This window comes from Mangrovibacter plantisponsor (assembly GCF_003182475.1).
In the GTDB taxonomy this organism is placed as follows: domain Bacteria; phylum Pseudomonadota; class Gammaproteobacteria; order Enterobacterales; family Enterobacteriaceae; genus Mangrovibacter; species Mangrovibacter plantisponsor.
In genome coordinates this window covers 151,809-173,067 of record NZ_QGTS01000010.1, presented here as the reverse complement: position 1 = coordinate 173,067, position 21,259 = coordinate 151,809, and the positions used below count along the sequence as shown (strand labels likewise).

Sequence of the window (21,259 nt, the reverse complement as noted above, 5' to 3'; positions counted from 1 at the left end):
GCTAAATATGAGATGTTCTGTTATTTGCCAATGACGGCGAATAAGATATCCAGACGTACCGGGTTTTCTTCACGTGCGCTGGTTGCCGGGCGGGTCATTTGGGCAACGCTTTCCATAATACCGGAAGCAAGGGAGCTGCCCCGGCTGGTGTGCACGGGTGTTACAGGTGCGGCCTGGAGTTCGGCCAGTTTATGTTTTGCTTTGCTGACAGGCGCTGCGTTATTCAAATTAGTACTCTCCAGGCGATTGATAGATTTAACATTATCAGGCGCTGTGCTATGAGTGACCGGAGTGGATTCATGAGTTACGGTTACATCGTCTTCTGTGTCATCGGTCTGGGCATCATCCATTTGCTGGAAGGCAACACCGGACATTTGCAGCTTTGCTGTCAAAGAACTGAGATCGTCATACATAATCGTGTCTGGCCCTAATATAAAGAACGTTGTGTGGTTTTCGTCTTCTTTCTTACCCGCCGGTGTACTGCGAGCGGTAGCATTACCTTTTCATTATTTATTCAATAAAAAAGTAATGAAATCTGTTCATATCCGACGAATTGAGAATTTCCTTATATACTGTGTGTGAGGCAGGTACAGGTCAAGTGAGTGTATCGATAAATCAAAAATGATTTATTTGATCTGTCTATGAATAATTAAAACTTTCTCTATGAATACTGGGAGGAGTTGCCCGCCAGGCCTCATGTGGCACTGGCAAAGACAAAAAAGTTATTACGAGGAAGACTATAAATAAGAGTAGTTGATAGATAATAAATAACAAAAAAATTCATACTTCGTTCACAATCCATGGAGAGTTATCGGCAGGCATGAGTATCTCTTTATCAATAAATAAAAAGGGATATATTGATACAATCTATAAGTAATGATCTTTACCAATATAATGTTGTTGGGATATTGAACAACCGATCTCTTTCTATTAGCATGAAGCCGATCTTTTCATCTAAGAAAAATAAATATGCATTCTGATAATGAGGTTTTCGGCTCTCAGAATATGCTTGCTGCGTTAGAGCATGTTCATGATGCTGTTGTGCTATTAGACAGTTCGCAAACAGTTATTTTCTTCAATCGTGCAGCAGAGAAGCTTTGGGGCTACCCTGGCGTTACCGTATTTGGCCGCCGGGCGGCAGAGATCCCGTTATTTTATACACCAGAACAAACAACGGAATCTCAGCAGACAACACAGCTGACGGTGATTACTGCAACAGGCGAAGAAAATGCGTTAAGTGCGACTATCAGTTACGACGGTGGGCCTGGAAATGAAGCGCCGTGCATGATCGTTGTGCATGTCGACCAGGAAAAAATCACGCAGCTTTCTAATTTCGATCATCTGACCGGCCTGCCAAAACGCCGCGCACTGCATCAGTATATTGATACCCTGATTGCCGGAGATGAACACACGCGTGCCGCGTTGTTTTTCCTCGATCTGGATCATTTCAAGGATGTGAATGACGCGCTTGGCTATGCGGCTGGCGACCAGGTACTGGCAGAGATTGCACGCCGCCTGAGTAGTGAGTTTTCGCGTCATGCTTTTGTCAGCCACGCCGACAGCGACTCATTTGTGATGGTTATGCCGGATTGCGATATCACCAGAGCAACGTCAGTAGCCCAGAAAATCCAGGCGCTGTTCCGCATTCCGTTCAATGTTGCTGATATGGCTTTGAACGTGACTGTCAGCACCGGTGTGAGCCTGTACCCTGAGCATGGCGCTGAGCGGGATATGTTACTTAAACAGGCTAACCATGCATCGCACCAGGCAAAAGCCGCTGCGTCTGGTGGTTACCTGTTCTTCCACAGTGAAATGAACCAGGTGGACCAGGAGCGGCTGAAACTGGCTGCGGCACTGAAACTGGCGATTGCCGGTAATCATCTCCACCTGCATTACCAGCCACAAGTGTGGCTGAAAAATGGTGAGCTTTATGGCGTGGAAGCGCTGGCCCGCTGGACCGACCCTGTGTTGGGCGATATTCCCCCAGGAAAATTTATCGCGCTGGCAGAAGAGACGGGCGAAATTGAAGCGATTGGCCGCTGGACACTCCATGAAGCTTGCCGCCAAATGGCGGAGTGGCGTAATAACAAAATCATGGTGCCTGTGGTGTCTGTGAATTTGTCGCCAATTAACTTTTATAACAGCAGCCTGCCGCAATACATTGGCTACCTGTTGCGCCAGTTCCGTATTCCACCAGACTGCCTGACCATTGAAATCACCGAAGGGGTGATGATGGACAAGCGCCCGGAAACCATGGAAGTGATTTGTGCGGTTCGCGAGCTGGGTGTGGGCCTGTCGATGGACGACTTTGGTACCGGCTTCTCTTGCCTGTCTCGCCTGGCGCACTTGCCAATGACGGAACTGAAAATCGACCAAAGTTTTATGCGTGATTTAAATGATGGCAGCAAAATGAAAGCCATTGCCACGACAGTAGTGAAAATCGGCCAGAGCCTGCAACAAACGGTGGTAGCGGAAGGGGTGGAAACTGAGCAGCAGCGCAGCCAGTTGTGTGAGCTGCAATGCGATATCGCTCAGGGGTATTTATATTCCCGCCCACTTAATGCATCTGCCCTTGCTGTCTGGTTGATGAGCAGCCAGCCGCGGATTGAAGTGGTGGTGTAACTGGAATAAGTTTTTTAGCGGTCACATTTAACAGGGAGCGTGATGCTCCCTGTTGTGCAGAATAACGGGCCTTCAGCCCGTTTATTAATATGCTCTTTCCTGGATGGCAACAGGACTTAGTTATATTCCACTGTCACTAAATACACATTTTCTGCGGCCTGCTGGTAAGAAATCGCCTTCACCAGTGGCGACAGCGTGGGCCGCCATGTTTGATCATGCATGGAAAAAGTTTGCTGAACTTTGTGGGTGTTATCTGCACAACGCAGGTTTACGGCTCTTTCTACAGATGAGTTTTCGAGATCGCATGACGGGTTCACAATGCTTCCCCGAAATGTAATGGTGCCGCCCTGGGGTTGTGAGGCAAGTAAACAAGGGGAAAACAGAAGTGCTGAGCTCAGCACCACAGGTATTATGCGTTTCATCATGGATACCTCGGTTAGCGACGCATGGCGTCAGTCATTTTGAGTGTATGCAGTGGGTGAAAAGCTGTTGCGAAGAATAAAGGTTGTTTTGTGGGCTATTTCTGCATTTTTGGCTGTGCAGTATTAACAAAAAGACCACGCCAGCGGTGGGGCCAGCGTGTGGGAAAAATTAGCTAATTAGCTTTAACCCCAGTGCAATAAGTAAAAAAACAACCATTGCCCAAAGCATATGCCTGCCTGAGCGGTAGACTGGATTGTTATCAGTCGTTTTTTCTTGTGTATTGTTTATGCTCATATTAATTATTAGAAAGTGATTTTAATAATCCGCCAGCAAATTTATGCAGGCGATGCTATGTGCACAGAACAAACCGTGTTGATCCCAGAGTAAGAAAATTTTAAAAAAATAAACGGGGGGAATAAACCCCATTTTATTCGCATCCTTTGCGTATAAGACACGATGCTCCGGGGCCACGTAAAGCCTTGTGCTGCCTGAACCGACAACCAAAACGACCAGAACTCACCTGGGTTAACGTTACCCACTCTAAACAATTTAAATGACGGTCAAGTGACAAACGAATGACCGCTCAAAAGAAATTGAGTATAAATTTATTATGAGTGCACGCGTAATATACATGAAAAAATAAAAAAGAAAATGCTTATAAAAGAGTCTGTTGAATAAATAGTATGCATCTATGATTAATATAACACTTAAGAGAAATCATCAATAAATAAACACCGGGGAAAGTTTATTCTGGGTAAAAAAATAACCTGAATGTTTAGCCAGCCTAAAATCTCCCGCCATTTGCGCTTCCCGGTTCGTAGGCGGCGAAAGCAAAGAGCGTTAAGATATGCGCGATGACCACAGCCTGCCAGAGGAAACTGAATGTCGGCGATATGGGTGGATGCAGATGCGTGTCCCAATGTGATTAAAGAAGTTTTGTTTCGTGCAGCTGAACGGGTACAGGTTCCCCTCACGCTGGTGGCAAACCAGATGTTGCGGGTTCCCCCTTCACGGTTTATTCGCACCCTGCGGGTTGCCAGTGGGTTCGATGTGGCGGATAACGAGATTGTGCGTTTAGTCGAGGCCGGTGACCTGGTGGTTACCAGTGATATTCCGCTGGCAGCTGAAGTGCTGGCAAAAAGCGCCTGGGTGGTGACACCCCGCGGTGAACGTTACACCGAAGAGACGATTCGCGAACGCCTTACAATACGTGATTTTATGGATACGTTGCGTGCCAGCGGTATTCAGACTGGTGGCCCGGCGGCACTGAGCCAGAAAGACCGTCAGCAGTTCGCCAGCGAGCTTGAACGCTGGTTACGGGAAGCATCACGTTAATAGACAGGAAATGAAGGTGCGGGGGAATGACCCGGTGCTGTAACAGAAAATGACTGGCAGGAGACAGGGCGGGCAGCAGGGTTGCCCCTGCCGCGCCCGGAGTAACTTATTTGCTCAGTTCTGCAGTCATATGAACCTGGTTACCGGCATAAGCTTCGGTGATGTGGTAATCAGCACCAGCCTGTTTTGCCTGAGCGGCGATTTTTGCTTCTGCGCCATCTAAAGTGGATGCTGTTGCACTTACGGTTTGTGCGAAAGCACCGAAAGACATAACAGAAAGAGCGGCAACTGCAACGAAAGTTTTGATAGATTTCATGGTCGTATTCCTTAATGGTTTGTTTGCTAGTAAGGCGTATTGCCTTGATGTGATAAATCATAGCCCCGTCTCTCATCGATCAAAAGCTGAACAATTTGCTCATCTTTTTCGAATATTTTGAATGAAAATACAACAAGGTCTGCAACGGGCTCGCTGCTATGCTGTGTGTGCCGGGCACGGCGGTGTTGTGCCCTTTTCCCTGAGAGGTTTCCATGAAAATAAGCACAGGTATTGCTGCCTGCCTGGTGTTATTCAGTGCAATGCAGGCACAGGCCGATGAACCCTTACCTCCGGCGGTGGCGCACATTGCCAGCCAGGGCATTACTATTATCAAGAAAATCAAAGGACCTGGTGGTATGCAGGGCTGGCTGGGCCAGTACCAGGGTATGGGCGTGACGATTTACCTGACACCCGATGGCAAGCACGCCATTTCCGGGTATCTGTATGATGAAAATGGTAAAAATCTGAGCGAAGCGTTATTTAAGCAGGCGCTGTATATTCCCCAGGGCCGCGCTTTGTGGAAGAAAATGGCACAAGGCCCGGTTATTAAATCTGGCCGGGATGATGCGCCACGCAAACTGGTGGTGTTTGCCGACCCATTCTGCCCTTATTGCATGCGCTTTCATGCTGCGGCACAACCCTGGGTGGATGCCGGGAAAGTGCAGCTCTACACCCGCCTGGTGGCGGTGCTGAAGCCACAGAGTGGGCGCTATGCGGCAGCTATTCTTAGTGATTCTGACCCGGCGAAAGCCTGGGATGCCTGGGAACAGTCTGGTGGTAAACAGGCACCTGCTTTTGTAGAAAAAACGCCGCAAAGTACCGTGCAGGCCTTACAGGTGAACCAGCAACTGATGGACGAAGCAGGTGCTAATGCCACCCCGGCTATTTATTACCTCAACCAGGATAATGAATTACAACAAGTGGTGGGCATGCCGGATGAACAACAAATGGCGGCAATGTTTGGTCCGAAATAGCACAAAGCAGAAATAACTGTGTGGGGCAGGCTAACCCCGGCGTGGGGCCAGCCTGCTGGTTAAGGTCAGGACGTGTGGCGCACAAACGCTTTCGGCCCGGCAAACTGTGCTGCTTCGCCCAGCATTTGCTCAATACGCATCAACTGGTTGTATTTTTCCACACGTTCGCCACGGCAGGGTGCACCCGTTTTCAGGTGCCCGGCACGCAGCGCCACAGTCATATCCGCAATAAAGCTGTCGGCAGTTTCCCCGCTGCGGTGTGAAATAAATGTCCCCCAACCATGCTGCTGGCACAGCGCGACAGCATCAAAAGTTTCGCTGAGCGAACCAATCTGGTTGAGCTTAATCAGTGCGGCATTCGCCACATTTTCTTCAATGCCGCGTTGAATGTATTTAACGTTGGTGACAAACAGGTCATCGCCCACCAGTTCAATCTGCTGCCCCAGGCGGGTGTTCAGGTGCTGCCAGCCGCTCCAGTCATCTTCCGCCAGGCCATCTTCCAGCAAGACAATCGGGAATTGCCCCAGTAATTCAGCATAGTAATCTGTCATTTCTGCGGCGGTAAGGGCGCTGTGCTCGGTGCGCAGGTGGTATTTGCCGTCGCTATAGAACTCGCTGGAAGCCGGATCCATACAAATACTGATATCTTCACCGGGGCGATAACCGGCTTTTTCTATTGCCTGCACAATCAGTTCCAGTGGCTGGCGGTTAGAAGACACGGCTGGTGCAAACCCGCCTTCATCACCCACCGCGGCAGACAGGTTGTTATCCAGCAATATTTGGCGCAGGGCCTGGTAAACTTCACTCCCCTGGCGCATGGCTTCGGTAAGACTTGGTGCACCAAGGGGCGCAATCATAAATTCCTGGAAGTCTGCCCCCTGGTTGCGGGCATGAACCCCGCCATTAATGATATTCATGCAGGGAACGGGCAACAAATTAGCCCGGGCTCCACCCAGGTAGCGGAACAATGGCTGGCGGGTGGAAAGCGCCCCCAGGCGCGCAACAGCCAGGGAAACCCCTAAAATCGCATTGGCACCCAGCTTGCTTTTATTGTCGCTGCCATCCAGTGCCAGCAATGTGTTATCTACCAGGCGCTGGTCACACACCTGCAGGCCAGCCAGGGCTGCATTGATTTCATTATTGACGGAAGCCACTGCGCCCAGTACGCCTTTACCGTTGTAACGTGTTTTATCGCCATCGCGGCGTTCTATGGCTTCCCGGGAACCGGTGCTGGCTCCGGAAGGTACGGATGCGCGAGCCATCAGGCCTTCGCTACTGAATGCTTCAACTTCTACCGTTGGGTTACCCCGTGAGTCGAGAATTTCACGTGCGATAACTTTCTCAATTGTTGTGCTCATAATCTTTCCTCGTAGTCAGTTTGACTTACAGATGCCGGATAAGAACGTCGACATTCAGTTGGTTGATATAGGCCATGGAGTGGGATGTCAGCAGCCCTAAAAAACGGTTGTGGTGCCCGGCAATAACCAGGTCTGCCGCCTGCCGCGAGATACAGGCCTGCAGGTCTTTTATGCCCAGCGTCACCAGTTCACAGGTGTCCATATCCACTGAATCTGTGTTATCGAGTTCACTGAATATTTCGCTGAACATGGCTTTCGCGCTGATAACTTCTTGTGAGACCGGGTCGTCCATCATGCTGTCGGAGACAAAATTGAGTTCGCGGTAGTCATCACTCAGGTGAGCAACCGTCACTTTGATGTTCCATTCATGAGCCAGAACCAGTGCATGTTTCAGCAATGGCACTCCGTCTTCTTTGCCATGAATCAGTACCACTGCATGGGTATAGCCAGTCATGGTTTTCCTCCTGATAGCGTGAGTTGGTTTTCCAGCCAGGGAAGCAGTTGTTTTTTCCGGCCTTCATGCCGGAAATGGTGCAGGGTTTGGCGCCGGGTAGCGCAGAGCCTGTAAAGTGAAGGCAGGAAGCGGGCTGGCTGATGTCGGTAAGCATCAGTACCACCCTGCCCGAAGGCTGGTTTGCCATTTTGGCCTTCTTGCTGCGGCAGCAGCCATTTGGCAGTCACCCATGCGCTGCATATGGCATCGCTGTCGGGATTAAAGTGGCCAACAACCTGTATCATAATGAGTTCCTGAAATCAGGAAGCATGCCGGGCGGGGAAAGCAGGAAATCAAGACCAGCCTGACATACCTCTTGTGGAAATAAGAGTTACGCCAGGCGTCATCAGCCCCCTGAATGGGGCGGTTGGGTAAGGTGGAACGCCATCACCTTGTGCTTTGCAGTGTGGATCTCATACAGCTATTTTGCAACCCCGTAACCCGGCTGAATCTGTTACGGGGTGTGACGTGGCAAATCAAGTTAATGCTCAGGCAACCGCAGGCGCAGCGGTGCAGGGTACGGGGCGAAATACTTTTGGGTGGATAAATAGTCGTCCGGGTATTCAGCCAGGTAATGCTGCAACAATGTCAGTGGCGCAAGAATTGGCAGTTGCCCGCTGCGGTATTCAATAATCACGTTTCTCAGTTCTGCACGCTGCCGTGCATTAAGCTGTTTACGGAAATAGCCCTGAATGTGCATCAGCACATTGGTGTGGTTGCGCCGGGTGGCAGGGTGGCTCAATAACGCCATTAATTTCTCGCGGTAGGCAGTAAAAAAGGCACTGAGATCGTCCCATTCATGCAGATGGGCAACAAACCGCCCCAGTTCCCGGTAACCCGGCTGGTGGTGCGCCAGTAACAGCAGTTTATAACGGCTGTGGAAAGCAAGCAGGCTCTGGCGTGTCAGGCCTGTGGCGTACACCTGGTTGAGTTCGTGCAGCGCATAAATACGCAGCACGAAATTCTCTCTGAGCATTGGGTCGTGCAGGCGGCCATCTTCTTCAACCGGCAGCCAGGGGTAACGGGCCATCAGCGTGGCGGTGAAGATACCGGTGCCCGCTTTTTTGCCGCGCTGGTTTGCTTCATCGTACAGCCGGACCCGTTCCATGCCACAGCTTGGCGATTTGGCGCAGACAATAAAACCACTTAACGTGCCGATATTGTTCACGTAGTTGTCGGAAAATGCCTGCATTTTGTCGGTAATGTCTTCGTGTGGTTCATTGCTGAAGCGCAGGCGGATTTCGTGTTCCGGGGTTTTTACCAGGCGAAGAGCCGGGCGGGGCGAGGGAAGGCCGACGGCCATTTCCGGGCAAACCGGGCGGAATGTCACCCAGTTTGCCAGCTCATCCATGACGAAGGGCATGCGTTTATGGCCACCATCAAAGCGCACGGTGTCACCGGTGAGGCAGGCACTGATACCAATTTCAGGTTTGCTGTTCATTGTGTATTCCTTGTTTTATGGCGCTTTTTTAGTAAAAAACAGCGTGACCGTGGCGGCGGTAAAGCCGAATTTGGTCAGAGTGGTTTTGTTAAACAAATGCCGGTCATCCTGCAGGTACATCCAGTCATCAAAGCTGAGTAGCCAGGTTTTGCCTTTGGTTGTGACATTCATTTTGTAATGCCAGTTGAAGGCGTTTCCTGCTGACTGCCCAACGGCAACACCTTCAATATCGTTTGCCGTGCCAGTGTACTGGTTGTTGCCTGTGCGGCGAATGTGCCAGACACGTTGTTGTTTCTCGCCGTCGTCATACACAAAGTGTTCATTAAGAGTGAGCGTATCGCCAGTGACCTCACCGGTAATTTCCACATGGAAACGGCGCAGTTGTTTACCGCTACGGTCCTGCACCATTCCCCATGCTTCGGTTTGCCCGTTGAAATAGCTGAAGATATCCAGTGGCGGTTGTGTGCCCTGGTAATCATTCAGGGTGGTACTGCAACCGGTCAGCAGGGCAAGTAATACCAGTGCGGCACGTTTAAGGAGTGTCATGGTTTTTCTCCCGTTAATTGCTGTCTTAGGTTGGGGTAAGCGGTACGAGGGTCCAGCCAGATTGCCAGAAAGCGCTCGCTGAACAGGGAAGGCTGCTGTGGCCCAAGAGGTGAAAAGGGCGTGGCAGAGCCGGCCCGATACCAGAATTGCCCCTGGTGTTGTGTGGCAACAAACGCCAACTGGCTGCCGGGGGTGACGTCAGGCCACAGTTGTTCCAGTGCCTGGAGCCACATTGTGCTTTGGGGCGTTGCCTGGAGAATACCCAGTTCCTGCCACTGGTCGCGGGTGGCATCTACCAGGTCGGTATGGCTGATAGCACGTTGGTAAGTGATAACCAGCGCCAGGTCACTGCTCAGCCCGTGGTAACGGCCATCCGGTGACAGTAACCGCGCGTGGTACAGCGTAAACGGCCCCCAGGTAAAGGTGGCCGCGCCAACATTGCGCCAGCGTAGCCAGTCAGCGGCCTGAGTTACCACGGGCATCAGCAGGCTTGCCAGTAACGCCACAATACAGGACAGCGTATTCAGCCGGTTGTTTCTCACTTGTATGCTGTTCATACCCGGCTCCGGTGCAGTAACCCGCACGATAACAGTGCCAGGCAGGCCCAGCCGGTGGACAGCCAGGCTAAGGCCTGCCAGACAGACTCATGGAAGTTCATTGCGCCCAGGTAAGCACCCAGTAAATAAGCCAGTGGGCCACCAGTGGCCGCGAGCGGAACCAGCAACCAGGGTGGCACTGCACGGCTGCGTGCCACTACCGCCCACACGCAGGAAAACATCAGCCATAAAGCCACCATCCACAAGGGCACTGGTTCACCGCCCTGAAAGGCGATTCGCCCGGCCAGCACATGGAACGTGTCCAGACCACACCCCACCAGAGCAATAACCAGCGCATGACGCCGTGTTCCGGGTGGCAACATGAAATACACCACCAGTGCCAGGCCCAGCCACAACAAAATGCCGCGTTCGCGGAACAGCACAACCAGCGTCCAGTAGATGTCGAACGCGATTGCCGCCAGCCCGGTACGCAGCAGGCTGTTCATACCCGCTCCGCAGTGAGTTGCACTGCACTTATCGTGCGGGCGTTAAAACCGGCTTCGCAGTAGCCGAGGTAATACAGCCACATGCGGCGAAAACGCGCATCAAACCCCATGGTTTCTATTTGTGGCCAGGCCTGTAAGAAACGCTGGCGCCAGTGGGCCAGGGTACGGGCATAATCTGGCCCCATATCAAACACATTGCGCACAACGAAATCGGTGTGGCGGGTCATCAACTGGCTCATGGCGGTGAGGCTTGGCAGGAAGCCGCCGGGGAAGATATAGCGCTGAATAAAGTCCACGCTGTTGCTGTAATCCTGGTAGCGCTGGTCCTGAATGGTAATGGCCTGAAGCACCATTTTGCCGCCCGGGCGCAGGCGTTGCTGGCAGGTAGTGAAAAAGTGCGGTAACCAGGCTTTGCCCACTGCTTCTATCATTTCCACCGAGACAATTTTGTCGAACAGGCCCGCAAGGTCACGGTAGTCGCTCAGTAATACGGTGACTTGTTCCTGCAACCCGGCAGCATTAATACGTGCCTGTGCGTAATCGTACTGCTCGCGGGATAACGTGGTGGTGGTAACCCTGCAGCCATAGTGGCGGGCGGCATATTCTGCCAGTGCTCCCCAGCCAGTGCCGATTTCCAGCAGGTGGTCATCGCCAGTAAGCGCCAGTTGTTCACACAGGCGCTGCATTTTGGCGGCCTGTGCGCTTTCCAAATCCTGGTCTGGTGCCTGGAACAGAGCACTGGAGTACAGCAGATCGCGGTCAAGAAATGCGCTGTAGAATGGATTGCCCAGGTCGTAGTGCGCGGCAATATTCTTGCGTGCCTGGCGGCGATGGTTGCGGCGCAGCCAGTGGCGCAGGCGTTCTGCTGGCAGGCTCAGCCAGCGAAAACCGGTTTCCAGTTTGCCAAGCACTTTGCTGTTCAGCGCCACCACCTGTAACACCTGTGTCAGGTTAGGGGAATCCCATTCGCCATCCATCCAGGTTTCGGCGGCTGCCATACTGCCCCCGGTTAATATCCGCCAGTAAAGGCGGGGAGACTGAACGTGTACTTCCGCCCTGAGTGGTGCATGGGTATCGCCAAACTGACGATACTGTGAACCTTCGTGTATTACCAGGCAGCCGTGTTTTAACTCAGCCAGTAACCGGAACAACGCCTTGCGGGCCAACCGGCTGTTATGAGGCAAACTGGATTCAAGGGCGTAAACAGGGTCGGTCATGAGCGGGGCCTCCGGTTTGCCGGGTGCGAATGAACCGGCACGCGTTTTAACAACAGCAACAGCGCCTGCCAGTAAATTGCGGCGACAGTTTTCACCGTCATCAGCGGGATTTTAATTAACAGACGGCGAAGGTTTTTGCGGGTAAGCGGGCAACGGGCCAGCGTTAAGGTGGCATCGAAAACCTTTGTTTGCTGGTGGTTTTCAATGTGCATATGCAGTGTTTTACCGGGCGTGTTAAAGCGCCAGTGGTACACCATTTCCATGGGGTTGAAGGGCGAAACATGGAAAGCTTTATCAACCGGTTGGGTGTTGACGGCATCAATTGCGTAGTAATGGCGTTCGTTCCACGGGGTGTTGCGCACTTCAGCAAGGATCCAGCGCAGCTCACCCTGTTCGTTGTGGCAGTAGTAAAAATTGACCGGGTTAAAATGGAAACCGAAATAGCGTAACTGGGTTAACAGCATCACTTTGCCATTCAGCCGTTCGCCCGTCAGGGTGGCGAGCCTGCCCAGTACGTTTTGCCGCAAAGGTGCGCCCAGTGGGTAATCGCGAGTATAAAACGAGGCTGCTCCCCAGCGGTTAAGCCGGATGCCGGCATCGGGTAGTTGCGCCAGTTCATCGAGGTCAATCCAGGCCATAAATACCTGGTAGCTGAAGTGGTGCTGGCGTGGTTGCCAGCGGCGGTGGCGTAATACACCGTGATACAGGCAGCTATTCATGGCGCCCCCCTGTGGCGGCAATTCCTGCCACTACGTCGAGCGCGCTTCGCACACCATCTTCATGAAAACCGTTGTACCAGTAAGCACCGCAAAACCAGCTGTGTTGCTGGCCGTTAATTTCCCCCCGGCGTGCCTGTGCCTGCCAGCTTTGTGGGTTAAATACCGGGTGTTCATAGCTAAAACGCCGCCACACCAGGTTTTCATCAATAGGCTCTGGCGGGTTGAGGGTGACGCAGAACAGTGGGCTGCCTTTCGGCAACCCTTGCAGAATATTCATGTTGTAAGTTACACAGGCCCGGGTGTGTTCTGCGTTGTTGTTGCTCAGGCGGTAATTCCAACTGGCCCAGGCGCGCTTGCGGTCTGGTAACCAGCGCCGGTCACGGTGCAGGATCACGTCGTTTTGCTGCCAGCCAATCGCGCCCAACACCTGTTGCTCTGCCGGGGTTGGGTTACCCAGCATTGCCAGCGCCTGGTTTGCATGGCAGGCGAAAATAACCTGGTCGAAATGCGCCAGAGAGCCGTTAGCCGTAATCTCCACGCCGCCCGGGTGGCGTGTGACCTGTTCAACAGGCGTGTTACTGCGGATTTCCAGGCGGCCGGCAAGGCGTGTTGTGATGGCGCGAATATATTCACGGGAACCACCAGGCACGACATACCACTGGGGGCGATGGGTAATATCCAGCAGGCCATGGTTGTTAAAGAATTGCAGGAACAGCGCCAGGGGAAAACGGCGCATTTCCTGTAGTGAAGACGACCAGATAGCCGCGCCCATGGGCAGAATGTAATGCCGGGCAAAAAATGCATTGAACCGGTGGCGTTCCAGAAAGGTTTGTAGGGTGTCGCCATCGCCAACGGGCTGGTGGAGCGCAGATTTCGCCAGGCGGTTAAAGCGCATGATTTCTGCCAGCAGATGCCAGAAGCGGGGGTTGAGAAGATTAGTGCGCTGAGCAAACAGGGAGGCCAGTGTGTGCCCGTTATACTCCAGCCCGGTAATGGGGTTGTGCACCGAAAAACTCATTTCTGTTTTCTGGCCCTGGATGCCCAGCTCGCTCAACAGCCCCATAAAACGCGGGTAGGTGCGGTCATTGTAAACAATAAAACCAGTATCAATGGCCCAGGAGCCCTGGTGCGTGTCTACATCGACTGTGGCGGTATGCCCACCCAGTGTGGGGCTGGCTTCAAACAAGGTGACCTGGTGGTGCCCGGCAAGACGCCAGGCGCAGGTTAACCCGGCAATGCCGCTACCGATAATGGCGATATTCATGGTCGCACCATCCTGCGTAATAAAACGTGTTGTACGCAGGCGGGGAGTAACCCCAGAGCGCGTAAAAGAAAACTGAACCCACCGGGGAAGGCGATATGGTTGTGGTTTTTTGCCAGCCCGTGGCGAATGGCTTTCACGGCCTGGCCAACACTCACCTGGCCTGGCATAGCGAAGTCGTTGCGGCGGGTAAGTGGTGTATCGACAAAACCGGGGGAAACCAGGGTTACTGAAATACCTTTGGGTTCCCAGTCCAGCCGCAGGCTGTTGGCAAACCAGGTGAGCGCAGCTTTTGAAGCGCCATAAGCTTCTGCGCGTGGGAAGGGCAGCCAGTGAGCCATCGAGCTGACCAGCACCACACGGCTGCCGGGTTGTAGCTGTGTTTGCAGTGCCGCCAGGCAGTTTACCGGGCCGAGAAAATTGGTGTGCATCACGCGGCTCACCAGACTGGCATCGACCATGCCATGATCAAGGTATTCACAGGTCCCGGCACACAAAACGGCGACATCCACCTGGCAATTGAGCAGTGCCTGCTGGCAGGCGTGGGCATCGGTGATATCAAACTGGCGTGTGGTGATATTGGCACTGTAACTTGCCAGTGCATCCAGCCTGGCCTGATCGCGCCCACAGGCGATAACCTGTACGCCATCATCCGCCCAGGCTTTTGCCAGCCCTTCGCCAATGCCCGAGCTGGCGCCGGTTACCAACACCCGTTTCATGATGCCACCCGCTGTTTTATATGCCGCACCGCGTAACCCAGCAGCGGGATGTGTTCGTAGACCATACTGCCAGCGTCGTAGTAGTCCTGCTGCCAGGCAATGCGCCCTTCACGCACGAACAAAATGGAGCAACCGGCTAATGCCAGCGGTTCACCGCCCTGAAGTTTGGGGTGTGCCCAGTGCATCACCCAACTGAGTGCCGCGCGGTCGCCCTCGCACAGTGGCTGGTCTACATCGAACCAGCAACGGGTCACGTTGCTGAGCAGGTGGTCAAAGTAGTGTTGTATTGCACAGAGGCCCTGGTGTTGGCCAAAAGGGTCGATAAGCCGGGCATCATCGTGGTACAGCTCACGCAGTTTACTGAGCGACTGGTGGTCCAGCGCCTGGTAGAACGTGATGCAGTTTTCAATGACGGAGCGGGTATCGCACATAGTGTTACCTTGTTGGGTTCTTTTTCTGTAGGTGGTCTGGTACTAATAATACTTGTACAAAATTAATTTTTTGTACAAGTTTTTGTGAAAATATTTTTAATTTTGTTTATTTTTCAAATAAATATAAATAGCGATTTTGTGCGAAAAACAGTGGTTTTTTCAGTGAGATGATGTGCAGAGCAAGAAATGAAGGTGATGCAGGCCGGGTAACGGATGTGTTGGGGGCATTGGGGGCCGCCGCAGAGCAAAACTACGGCGGGGGATTTTTACAACAGAATGACATCCAGGGAAGCGACCTGGTCACGCCATTTTTCCAGATCTTTTTGCCGGGCCTGGGTGAGCTTACCGGTTGTGACCAGCACCCAGTGGCGCTGGGGGAACAGTGCCGGAGCCAGAATAGCTGGAGACGCAGGCAACACATCTGCCCGGCTGCCCTGGCCTGAGCGTTTCAGCGCTTCCAGCCATACTTCACAGGTGTCGGCCAGTTGCCAGCCTGCCAGCACATAGTTTTCGCCGGGTGCCTTGCGGTCACCATCGAGGCAAAAAGCGGTATACCCGATGATAATCCCGTCCAGCACTTCCCGCAGGGTCATCATAGATGCGGTGTTTGCCGCAAGGCGGCTGCGCAGGGGGCGAAGTACATTGGCGACCAGTTCCGGCCTGGGGTAATCCCGCCCCGAATCAAAAATTAACTGGCGCAGTGATTCGATTTTGCCATCCTGCAGGCGTTGCAGCATGGTTTCCTGTAATGCCTGCCAGTTATTGGTCTGGCGTTTGGTTGGCCGCTCCAGTAAAGGCCTTACCTGGCTGACCGGCACGCCCTTTTTAATCCAGTCGAGAATTTTCAGTGCCTGGGTTACATCATCGTCGTTGTACTGGCGGTGGCCGCCTTCAGTACGCAGCGGTTTGAGCAGACCGTAGCGGCGCTGCCAGGCACGCAATGTGGTGGCGTTAATGCCACAAAGCTGGGCGAATTCACCGATGGAGTAAGACATGGTGCGTTTCCATTCTGAGTAGTACGACGATTTATATTATGGGTAAACATCAGTGGAAGGGAAGTGGGCAGTTGGGTGTTGCGGGAAAGTCGTTGCCAGCAAGATGGGTCAGCCGGGGTGGTACCCCGGCTGTGGCAGATTACTTCAGGTTGGTTTTAAAGAACGATGCCAGTTTGGCGAAAGGGATCAGGTCTGTGCGGTCATACAGGTCTACATGCCCGGCATTTGGCACCACATACAATTCCTTCGGCTGAGCAGCACGTTTGTAAGCATCTTCGCTGAATTCACGCGAATGTGCGTGATCCCCGGTGATAAACAACATCGGGCGTGGCGAAATAGTTTCAATGTCGTTGAACGGGTAGAAGTTCATAAATTTACCAATACTGCTCAGCATGGGTTTGGTGGTCAGCTCCGCTTTCTCACCTTTTGGCGTATATGCGCCGCGTGGAGTGCGGTAGAAATCATAGAACTCGCGCTGAATGGCCGGGGTATTGTCATCCAGTTTGTTTACTGTGCCGGGAATATAGGCAATTTCACCACCGGTAAATTCTTTAAAACGCTGTGCTGTCGCGGTTGCAATAAATGCTTTGCGTTGCTCAACAGTTTGAGAATGGTTCAGCCCGTTACGGAATGCTGCGCCCATGTTGTACATACTCACTGTCGCTACCGCTTTCAGACGCGGGTCGATTTTGGCTGCGCTGATGGCAAAGCTACCACTGCCACAAATCCCCAGAACACCAATTTTCTCCGGGTCTACAAAAGACTGGGTGCTCAGGTAGTCCACTGCCGCACTGAAATCATCAGTATAAATTTCGGGTGAAATCAGATGGCCTGGTTTCCCGGCGCTTTCGCCCCAGAAGGATAAATCAATCGCCAGGGTGGCAAACCCCTGTTCCGCCAGTTTCTGGGCGTACAGGCTGGAGCTTTGCTCTTTAACCGCCCCCATGGGATGCCCGATAACAATCGCCGGGAGTTTGGTACCTGGTGTGGCGTTTTTCGGGGTGAACAGCATGCCGACCACATCCATCTGATACTGGTTTTTGAAGGTCACTTTCTCAGCATTGACCTTGTCGCTTTTGTAAAAATTGTCTGCACCGTGTGACATATCGGCTCCTGTGGCTGCGAAGGTACTGGCTAGCAGCCCGAACAGCAGGGTTAACATTTTCATGGGAAATACCTTGTTATTTAATGACCGGGGATGCGGGGTGATACCCGCCAGTTTGTTGCGCTTTACGCGCTGTAAAGCCTGTCAGGCTGGCGGCCAGGATTAACAGCACGCCGCTGAGGGTGAAAGTGCTTTGCCAGCCTGCGTGGTCGAAAGCCAGGCCACCCAGTGTCGAACCCGTGGCAATCGACAGTTGTACTATGGCGACCATCAGGCCACCGCCCGCTTCGGCGTTTTCTGGCAGGGTATGGGCGACCCATGTCCACCAGCCAACGGGCGCGGATGTTGCCAGCAAGCCCCAGAGACCTAAAAACAACGCAACCAGCCACAAGTGATGCCCAAAACCAATTAGCAGTACGGCAATCAAAGCCATACATAATGGGATGGACAACAGTGTTGGGTAAAAGCCTTGTTTCAGTGCTGAGCCAATCAACAACGTGCCGATAAAGCCCGCCACTCCGAGAACCAGTAACAGTGTGGAAAGAACCGGCAGGCTGACATGGGTGACATTTTCCAAAAACGGACGCAAATAGGTAAACAGGGTGAACTGCCCCATGAAGAACAGCCCACATGCCGCCATTCCTGTAAGAACTAACGGGTTTTTGAGCAGCCCTAACGCAGAATGACGCGCGTTATTGTCTGGCGCTGTTGCTTTCATGGATGGCAGGCTTAGCCATTGCCAGACAAGAGACAGCAGAGCGACCGGAACCAGGCAGAAAAAAGCGCCCCGCCAGCCAATCATACCGGCCAGAAAACTCCCCATTGGCGCAGCAATGACCGTTGCCAGCGCGTTGCCACCGTTAAAAATAGCCAGGGCTCGCGGAACCTGGTGATGTGGTACCAGGCGCATGGCACAGGCAGCGGACATTGACCAGAACCCACCAATCACTATGCCGATTAGCCCGCGGCCAACCATGTAGACTGAATAGTTGGGTGCAAATGTAATCACCATGCCGGATATCGCCATCAGTACGGTAAAACCAAGGAGAACGCTTTTGCGATCCAGGCTGGCGGTTAAGCGCGATGCTGACAGACTGGTGAGCACGGCCAGTGCGCCTGAAATAGCAATGCCCTGGCCTGCCAGCCCTTCGCTGACCTGCAGGTCATGAGCCAGCGGTGTTAACAGGCTGACTGGCATAAATTCAGAGGCCACCAGAGCAAAGACACATAAAGTCATAGCCAGTACACCGCTCCAGCAGGCGCGGTCCGGGGCTGTGTTATGTGATGTTGCTGTCATAGTGAATTACCTTTTTCATCCGTGATATTCAGGCAAGCCGGGGCCGGGCCTTTATTCACGGGAATAAAAACAAAAATAAACAGATGGATTAACTGGATAAGCGCTGTTGCGTGGTGGAAATTTTACACGGGTATCGTATGCTGACTAGCTAATGAATACTTAATACACTTATAAGGTCTGTTTATAAATTGGTTGTCGTTATGGCCGGGGAGATAAAGTGAAACGTAACCTTAATGATCTGTTGTCTTTCGTGACCGTCGCCCGGGAAGGCAGCTTTACGCGCGCTGCGGCACAATTGGGCGTAACTCAACCAGCATTAAGCCAGGCGATTACCGGTTTGGAAAACCGTATGAAAATTCGTCTGATTACCCGCACCACCCGCAGTCTTTCACTGACGGCTGCTGGTGAGCGGTTATTACAGGCAATTGGCAACCGGTTCGATGAAATTGAGTCTGAACTGGAAATGCTGACAGAATTACGCGACAAGCCAGCGGGTACGGTACGCATAACTTGTGGCCCTAATGTGTTGCAATCCATTTTGTTACCCAAACTGGCGCCGTTGTTACGTGAATATCCGGATATTAATTTGGAGTTCGATGCTAACCATGGCTTCCGTAATATTGTGGCCGACCGTTTCGATGCCGGGGTGCGCCTGGGAGACACTATCGACAAAGATATGATTGCTGTACCTATTGGCCCGCCATTACGCATGGCTGCTGTGGCTTCGGCGGATTATTTTTCCCGGCACCCCGCTCCGCACACCCCGCATGACCTGGTGCATCACAACTGTATTAATATGCGCCAGGCCAGTTCTGGCGGCTTATATGTGTGGGAATTTGACCAGGACTCAGGACCGGTGAATGTGCGGGTAAACGGGCAACTGACCTTTAATACTTCCGCGCATATGGTGGATGCAGCCCTGGCCGGGCTGGGTATTGCATTTTTACCTGCGGAAGAGTTTGCGCCGCATATCGAAGAGGGTCGGCTTATTCAGGTGCTTGAATCCTGGTGTGCGCCATTCCCGGGGTATTATTTGTATTACCCCAGCCGTAAACAGCCTTCACCCGCCTTCCGCTTAGTGGTGGATGCCCTGCGGGTTAGCTGACAAACCACATGATTTACCACGGCACTGTGTTCCCTGTGAAATCAAGGTATTCCAGGCCTGGTCTGGCTTGTTTCTCCAGTAACACATTCACCAGGCTGGGAATCGTTTCTTCGAGGGTCAAGGGCGCTTGTGGCCCACCCAGCGCTGTGCGGATCCAACCCGGAGCCATACTCACCAGCGCCCGCTCTGTGCCTGCCTGGCGTGCAGCAAAGCTGCGCATAAACATATTCAATGCGGCTTTGCTGCCCCGATAAAGTTCACGCTGGCCGTTAATATTGTTGGTAATACTACCCTGCCCGGAAGACATCACCCCCAGCAGTGCACGGGAATGTGTATGCTTTTCCAGCTCTTCCAGCACGCGCATGGGGGCCAGCGCATTGGTGGTCATCACCTGAATAAATTCCTCTGTGGTGATTTCGCCAATAGTTTGTGACGGGTCCCGGTTTGTGGTGCCAGCGTTCACAAACAGCATGTCGAACTGGCTGCCGTTAAGCCGCACATCCAGAGCGGCCAGTTGCCGGTCGTCGCACATATCCAGTATTTCAATTTGCAGTTGCCCGGGCCAGGCACTTGCCAGTGCATGCAAAGGGGTTTGTTCACTGCGCACTGTGCCGGTGACATGCCAGCCTTTTGCCAGAAATTGTTCCGCCATGGCAAGGCCGATACCACGAGATGCGCCCACCAGCAGAACAGAGGGTACAAACGAAGGAAGAGACATAACAGCTCCTTGAATAATATTGGGTGACGTTTCTTACTGTAGTGCTGTGTGATATAAGGCGGAAGACGCAGGTGATGCATTAATAACCTGCACCAAACGCCATGTATCAGCATTCCGGCAGGAGGAAAAATGGCAGAGGCCGACCTGAACTTACTGATTGCGCTTGATGTTTTGCTGGCGGAAAAAAGTGTGGCTGCGGCGGCACGCCGCCTGGGGCTGAGTGAATCCGCTATGAGCCGTACTTTGGGAAGGTTGCGCCAGACAACAGGAGACCCCTTACTGGTGCGGGCGGGCCGCCATATGGTGTTAACGCCACATGGCGAACAGTTGCTTGAAGCTGCTCCCCTGGCTGTGGCACAGGCACGTTCATTGCTCAAACCCGCAGCCTCTACGCTGAGCCTTGCCACCCTGGACCGGGTGTTTACACTGCGAACTAACGACGGCTTTGCACAAGTGTTCGGCCCGGATTTGGTGGCAGCACTGGCGCAGTCAGCCCCACACGCAAGTCTGCGTTTTGTTGCCAAACCTGAAAAGGAAGATGGCCCGCTAAGAGAAGGGCTGGTGGACCTGGAAATAGGTGTACTGAAAAATATGGGCCCGGAAATTTACCTTCAGGCGCTGTTTCAGGACAGGTTTATTGGCGTAGTGCGTACAGGCCACCCGTTGGCACGGAGCACAATACTGACACCACAAGCTTATGCGGCATACGGGCATATCGTGGTTGCCCGCCACGGCACTGGCCGTGGGCCGGTAGATAACAAACTGGATTCCCTTGGGCTGGAACGCCATATAGCTGCTGTGGTGCCGGGGCTTGGGGCTGCGTTGTCTATTGCCCGGCAGTCGGACCTGGTGGCGCTGGTGCCTGCGTCGTTTTTCCTGCATCAGGCGCAGAACAGTGGCACAGGCAGTGTTCCCGGGCTTGTTGGTTTTGAGCTACCTGTGCAAACAGGCGCGATAACTGTTTCGCAAATGTGGCACCCCCGCCTGCATAATGACCCGGCCCATCGCTGGCTGCGCGAGTGCCTGCGTGAGGTGTGTACGAGGCAGTATGCTATGTTAAATGCAATGGCTGGTGTCGTTGTGGTCAACGGACAATAACCACCAAGCCTGTTTTATTCCAAAGTGGGCATGGTTATCAACCA

24 protein-coding genes and 1 riboswitch are annotated in these 21,259 nt (G+C 52.9%); of the genes, 5 read left to right on the top strand and 19 right to left on the bottom strand.

Annotated elements, in window-relative coordinates; all coding sequences use genetic code 11:
- Positions 1 to 20 precede the first annotated feature (20 nt).
- The gene (locus tag DES37_RS17130) at positions 21 to 374 is read right to left on the bottom strand and encodes a hypothetical protein (protein WP_146211531.1); all 354 of its coding nucleotides are present in this window, start codon (positions 372 to 374) and stop codon (positions 21 to 23) included.
- 595 nt (positions 375 to 969) lie between these two features.
- Between DES37_RS17130 and DES37_RS17125 the strand changes: the two genes are divergently transcribed.
- Positions 970 to 2,622: a putative bifunctional diguanylate cyclase/phosphodiesterase gene (locus DES37_RS17125; protein ID WP_110026993.1), complete on the top strand. Its 1,653-nt coding sequence runs from the start codon at positions 970 to 972 to the stop codon at positions 2,620 to 2,622.
- Between the two features lie 116 nt (positions 2,623 to 2,738).
- Here DES37_RS17125 and DES37_RS17120 read toward each other — a convergent pair whose 3' ends face one another.
- Positions 2,739 to 3,047, bottom strand: a complete 309-nt coding sequence (locus tag DES37_RS17120) for a fimbrial protein (RefSeq protein ID WP_146211530.1) — start codon at positions 3,045 to 3,047, stop codon at positions 2,739 to 2,741.
- A gap of 880 nt (positions 3,048 to 3,927) precedes the next feature.
- Here DES37_RS17120 and DES37_RS17115 point away from each other — a divergent pair.
- Positions 3,928 to 4,380 (top strand): YaiI/YqxD family protein, encoded by a 453-nt coding sequence (locus DES37_RS17115; protein ID WP_110026989.1) that lies wholly within the window; start codon positions 3,928 to 3,930, stop codon positions 4,378 to 4,380.
- A gap of 106 nt (positions 4,381 to 4,486) precedes the next feature.
- On the opposite strand, the gene DES37_RS17110 is transcribed toward DES37_RS17115, so the two are convergent.
- A complete protein-coding gene (locus DES37_RS17110; protein ID WP_036116687.1) occupies positions 4,487 to 4,696 on the bottom strand; it encodes a YdgH/BhsA/McbA-like domain containing protein in 210 nt (69 codons plus the stop codon).
- 212 nt (positions 4,697 to 4,908) lie between these two features.
- On the opposite strand from DES37_RS17110, the gene dsbG reads away from it, so the two are divergent.
- Positions 4,909 to 5,670, top strand: coding sequence for a thiol:disulfide interchange protein DsbG (dsbG, locus tag DES37_RS17105; RefSeq protein WP_110026988.1), 762 nt, complete (start codon positions 4,909 to 4,911; stop codon positions 5,668 to 5,670).
- Positions 5,671 to 5,735: 65 nt separating this feature from the next.
- On the opposite strand, the gene eno is transcribed toward dsbG, so the two are convergent.
- The 15 genes from eno to DES37_RS17030 form a co-directional block, all read right to left on the bottom strand.
- Positions 5,736 to 7,028, bottom strand: coding sequence for a phosphopyruvate hydratase (gene eno / locus DES37_RS17100; protein ID WP_110026986.1), 1,293 nt, complete (start codon positions 7,026 to 7,028; stop codon positions 5,736 to 5,738).
- A gap of 25 nt (positions 7,029 to 7,053) precedes the next feature.
- The gene (locus tag DES37_RS17095; protein WP_110026984.1) at positions 7,054 to 7,482 is read right to left on the bottom strand and encodes a universal stress protein; all 429 of its coding nucleotides are present in this window, start codon (positions 7,480 to 7,482) and stop codon (positions 7,054 to 7,056) included.
- Positions 7,479 to 7,766, bottom strand: coding sequence for a hypothetical protein (locus tag DES37_RS17090; protein WP_110026983.1), 288 nt, complete (start codon positions 7,764 to 7,766; stop codon positions 7,479 to 7,481). The genes DES37_RS17095 and DES37_RS17090 overlap by 4 nt, the downstream gene beginning before the upstream one ends.
- An 85-nt stretch (positions 7,767 to 7,851) precedes the next feature.
- A riboswitch (Fluoride riboswitch) is annotated at positions 7,852 to 7,922 on the bottom strand.
- An 80-nt stretch (positions 7,923 to 8,002) separates the two neighbouring features.
- Positions 8,003 to 8,962, bottom strand: a complete 960-nt coding sequence (locus tag DES37_RS17085) for a YbgA family protein (RefSeq protein ID WP_110026981.1) — start codon at positions 8,960 to 8,962, stop codon at positions 8,003 to 8,005.
- A gap of 15 nt (positions 8,963 to 8,977) precedes the next feature.
- Positions 8,978 to 9,508 carry a DUF3833 domain-containing protein gene (locus tag DES37_RS17080; protein WP_110026980.1) on the bottom strand — a complete coding sequence of 177 codons (531 nt, stop codon included), beginning with the start codon at positions 9,506 to 9,508 and terminating at the stop codon, positions 8,978 to 8,980.
- The gene (locus DES37_RS17075; protein WP_110027052.1) at positions 9,505 to 9,990 is read right to left on the bottom strand and encodes a hypothetical protein; all 486 of its coding nucleotides are present in this window, start codon (positions 9,988 to 9,990) and stop codon (positions 9,505 to 9,507) included. The genes DES37_RS17080 and DES37_RS17075 overlap by 4 nt, the downstream gene beginning before the upstream one ends.
- Positions 9,991 to 10,061: 71 nt before the next feature.
- Positions 10,062 to 10,550: a DUF2878 domain-containing protein gene (locus DES37_RS17070; protein ID WP_110026978.1), complete on the bottom strand. Its 489-nt coding sequence runs from the start codon at positions 10,548 to 10,550 to the stop codon at positions 10,062 to 10,064.
- Positions 10,547 to 11,767: an SAM-dependent methyltransferase gene (locus tag DES37_RS17065; protein ID WP_036116701.1), complete on the bottom strand. Its 1,221-nt coding sequence runs from the start codon at positions 11,765 to 11,767 to the stop codon at positions 10,547 to 10,549. The genes DES37_RS17070 and DES37_RS17065 overlap by 4 nt, the downstream gene beginning before the upstream one ends.
- A complete protein-coding gene (locus DES37_RS17060; RefSeq protein ID WP_036116703.1) occupies positions 11,764 to 12,486 on the bottom strand; it encodes a DUF1365 domain-containing protein in 723 nt (240 codons plus the stop codon). The genes DES37_RS17065 and DES37_RS17060 overlap by 4 nt, the downstream gene beginning before the upstream one ends.
- Complete coding sequence (locus DES37_RS17055; protein ID WP_110026977.1) at positions 12,479 to 13,750, bottom strand: NAD(P)/FAD-dependent oxidoreductase; 1,272 nt, start codon at positions 13,748 to 13,750, stop codon at positions 12,479 to 12,481. Before DES37_RS17055 ends, DES37_RS17060 begins: the two co-directional genes overlap by 8 nt.
- Entirely contained in the window at positions 13,747 to 14,466 is a 720-nt protein-coding gene (locus DES37_RS17050) for an SDR family NAD(P)-dependent oxidoreductase (RefSeq protein ID WP_110026976.1), read from the bottom strand. Before DES37_RS17050 ends, DES37_RS17055 begins: the two co-directional genes overlap by 4 nt.
- Positions 14,463 to 14,897 carry a nuclear transport factor 2 family protein gene (locus DES37_RS17045; RefSeq protein WP_110026974.1) on the bottom strand — a complete coding sequence of 145 codons (435 nt, stop codon included), beginning with the start codon at positions 14,895 to 14,897 and terminating at the stop codon, positions 14,463 to 14,465. Before DES37_RS17045 ends, DES37_RS17050 begins: the two co-directional genes overlap by 4 nt.
- 266 nt (positions 14,898 to 15,163) lie before the next feature.
- Positions 15,164 to 15,892, bottom strand: coding sequence for a MerR family transcriptional regulator (locus DES37_RS17040; RefSeq protein ID WP_110026972.1), 729 nt, complete (start codon positions 15,890 to 15,892; stop codon positions 15,164 to 15,166).
- Between the two features lie 139 nt (positions 15,893 to 16,031).
- Positions 16,032 to 17,060: an alpha/beta hydrolase gene (locus tag DES37_RS17035; RefSeq protein WP_110026970.1), complete on the bottom strand. Its 1,029-nt coding sequence runs from the start codon at positions 17,058 to 17,060 to the stop codon at positions 16,032 to 16,034.
- A 13-nt stretch (positions 17,061 to 17,073) separates the two neighbouring features.
- Positions 17,074 to 18,294, bottom strand: a complete 1,221-nt coding sequence (locus DES37_RS17030; protein WP_110026968.1) for an MFS transporter — start codon at positions 18,292 to 18,294, stop codon at positions 17,074 to 17,076.
- 217 nt (positions 18,295 to 18,511) lie between these two features.
- Between DES37_RS17030 and DES37_RS17025 the strand changes: the two genes are divergently transcribed.
- On the top strand, positions 18,512 to 19,399 hold the full coding sequence (locus tag DES37_RS17025) for a LysR family transcriptional regulator (RefSeq protein WP_110026966.1): 888 nt from the start codon (positions 18,512 to 18,514) through the stop codon (positions 19,397 to 19,399).
- 13 nt (positions 19,400 to 19,412) lie between these two features.
- On the opposite strand, the gene DES37_RS17020 is transcribed toward DES37_RS17025, so the two are convergent.
- Entirely contained in the window at positions 19,413 to 20,117 is a 705-nt protein-coding gene (locus tag DES37_RS17020) for an SDR family NAD(P)-dependent oxidoreductase (RefSeq protein ID WP_110026964.1), read from the bottom strand.
- A gap of 129 nt (positions 20,118 to 20,246) precedes the next feature.
- Here DES37_RS17020 and DES37_RS17015 point away from each other — a divergent pair, with 129 nt between their 5' ends.
- Positions 20,247 to 21,215, top strand: coding sequence for a LysR family transcriptional regulator (locus DES37_RS17015; RefSeq protein WP_110026963.1), 969 nt, complete (start codon positions 20,247 to 20,249; stop codon positions 21,213 to 21,215).
- Positions 21,216 to 21,259: the final 44 nt, after the last annotated feature.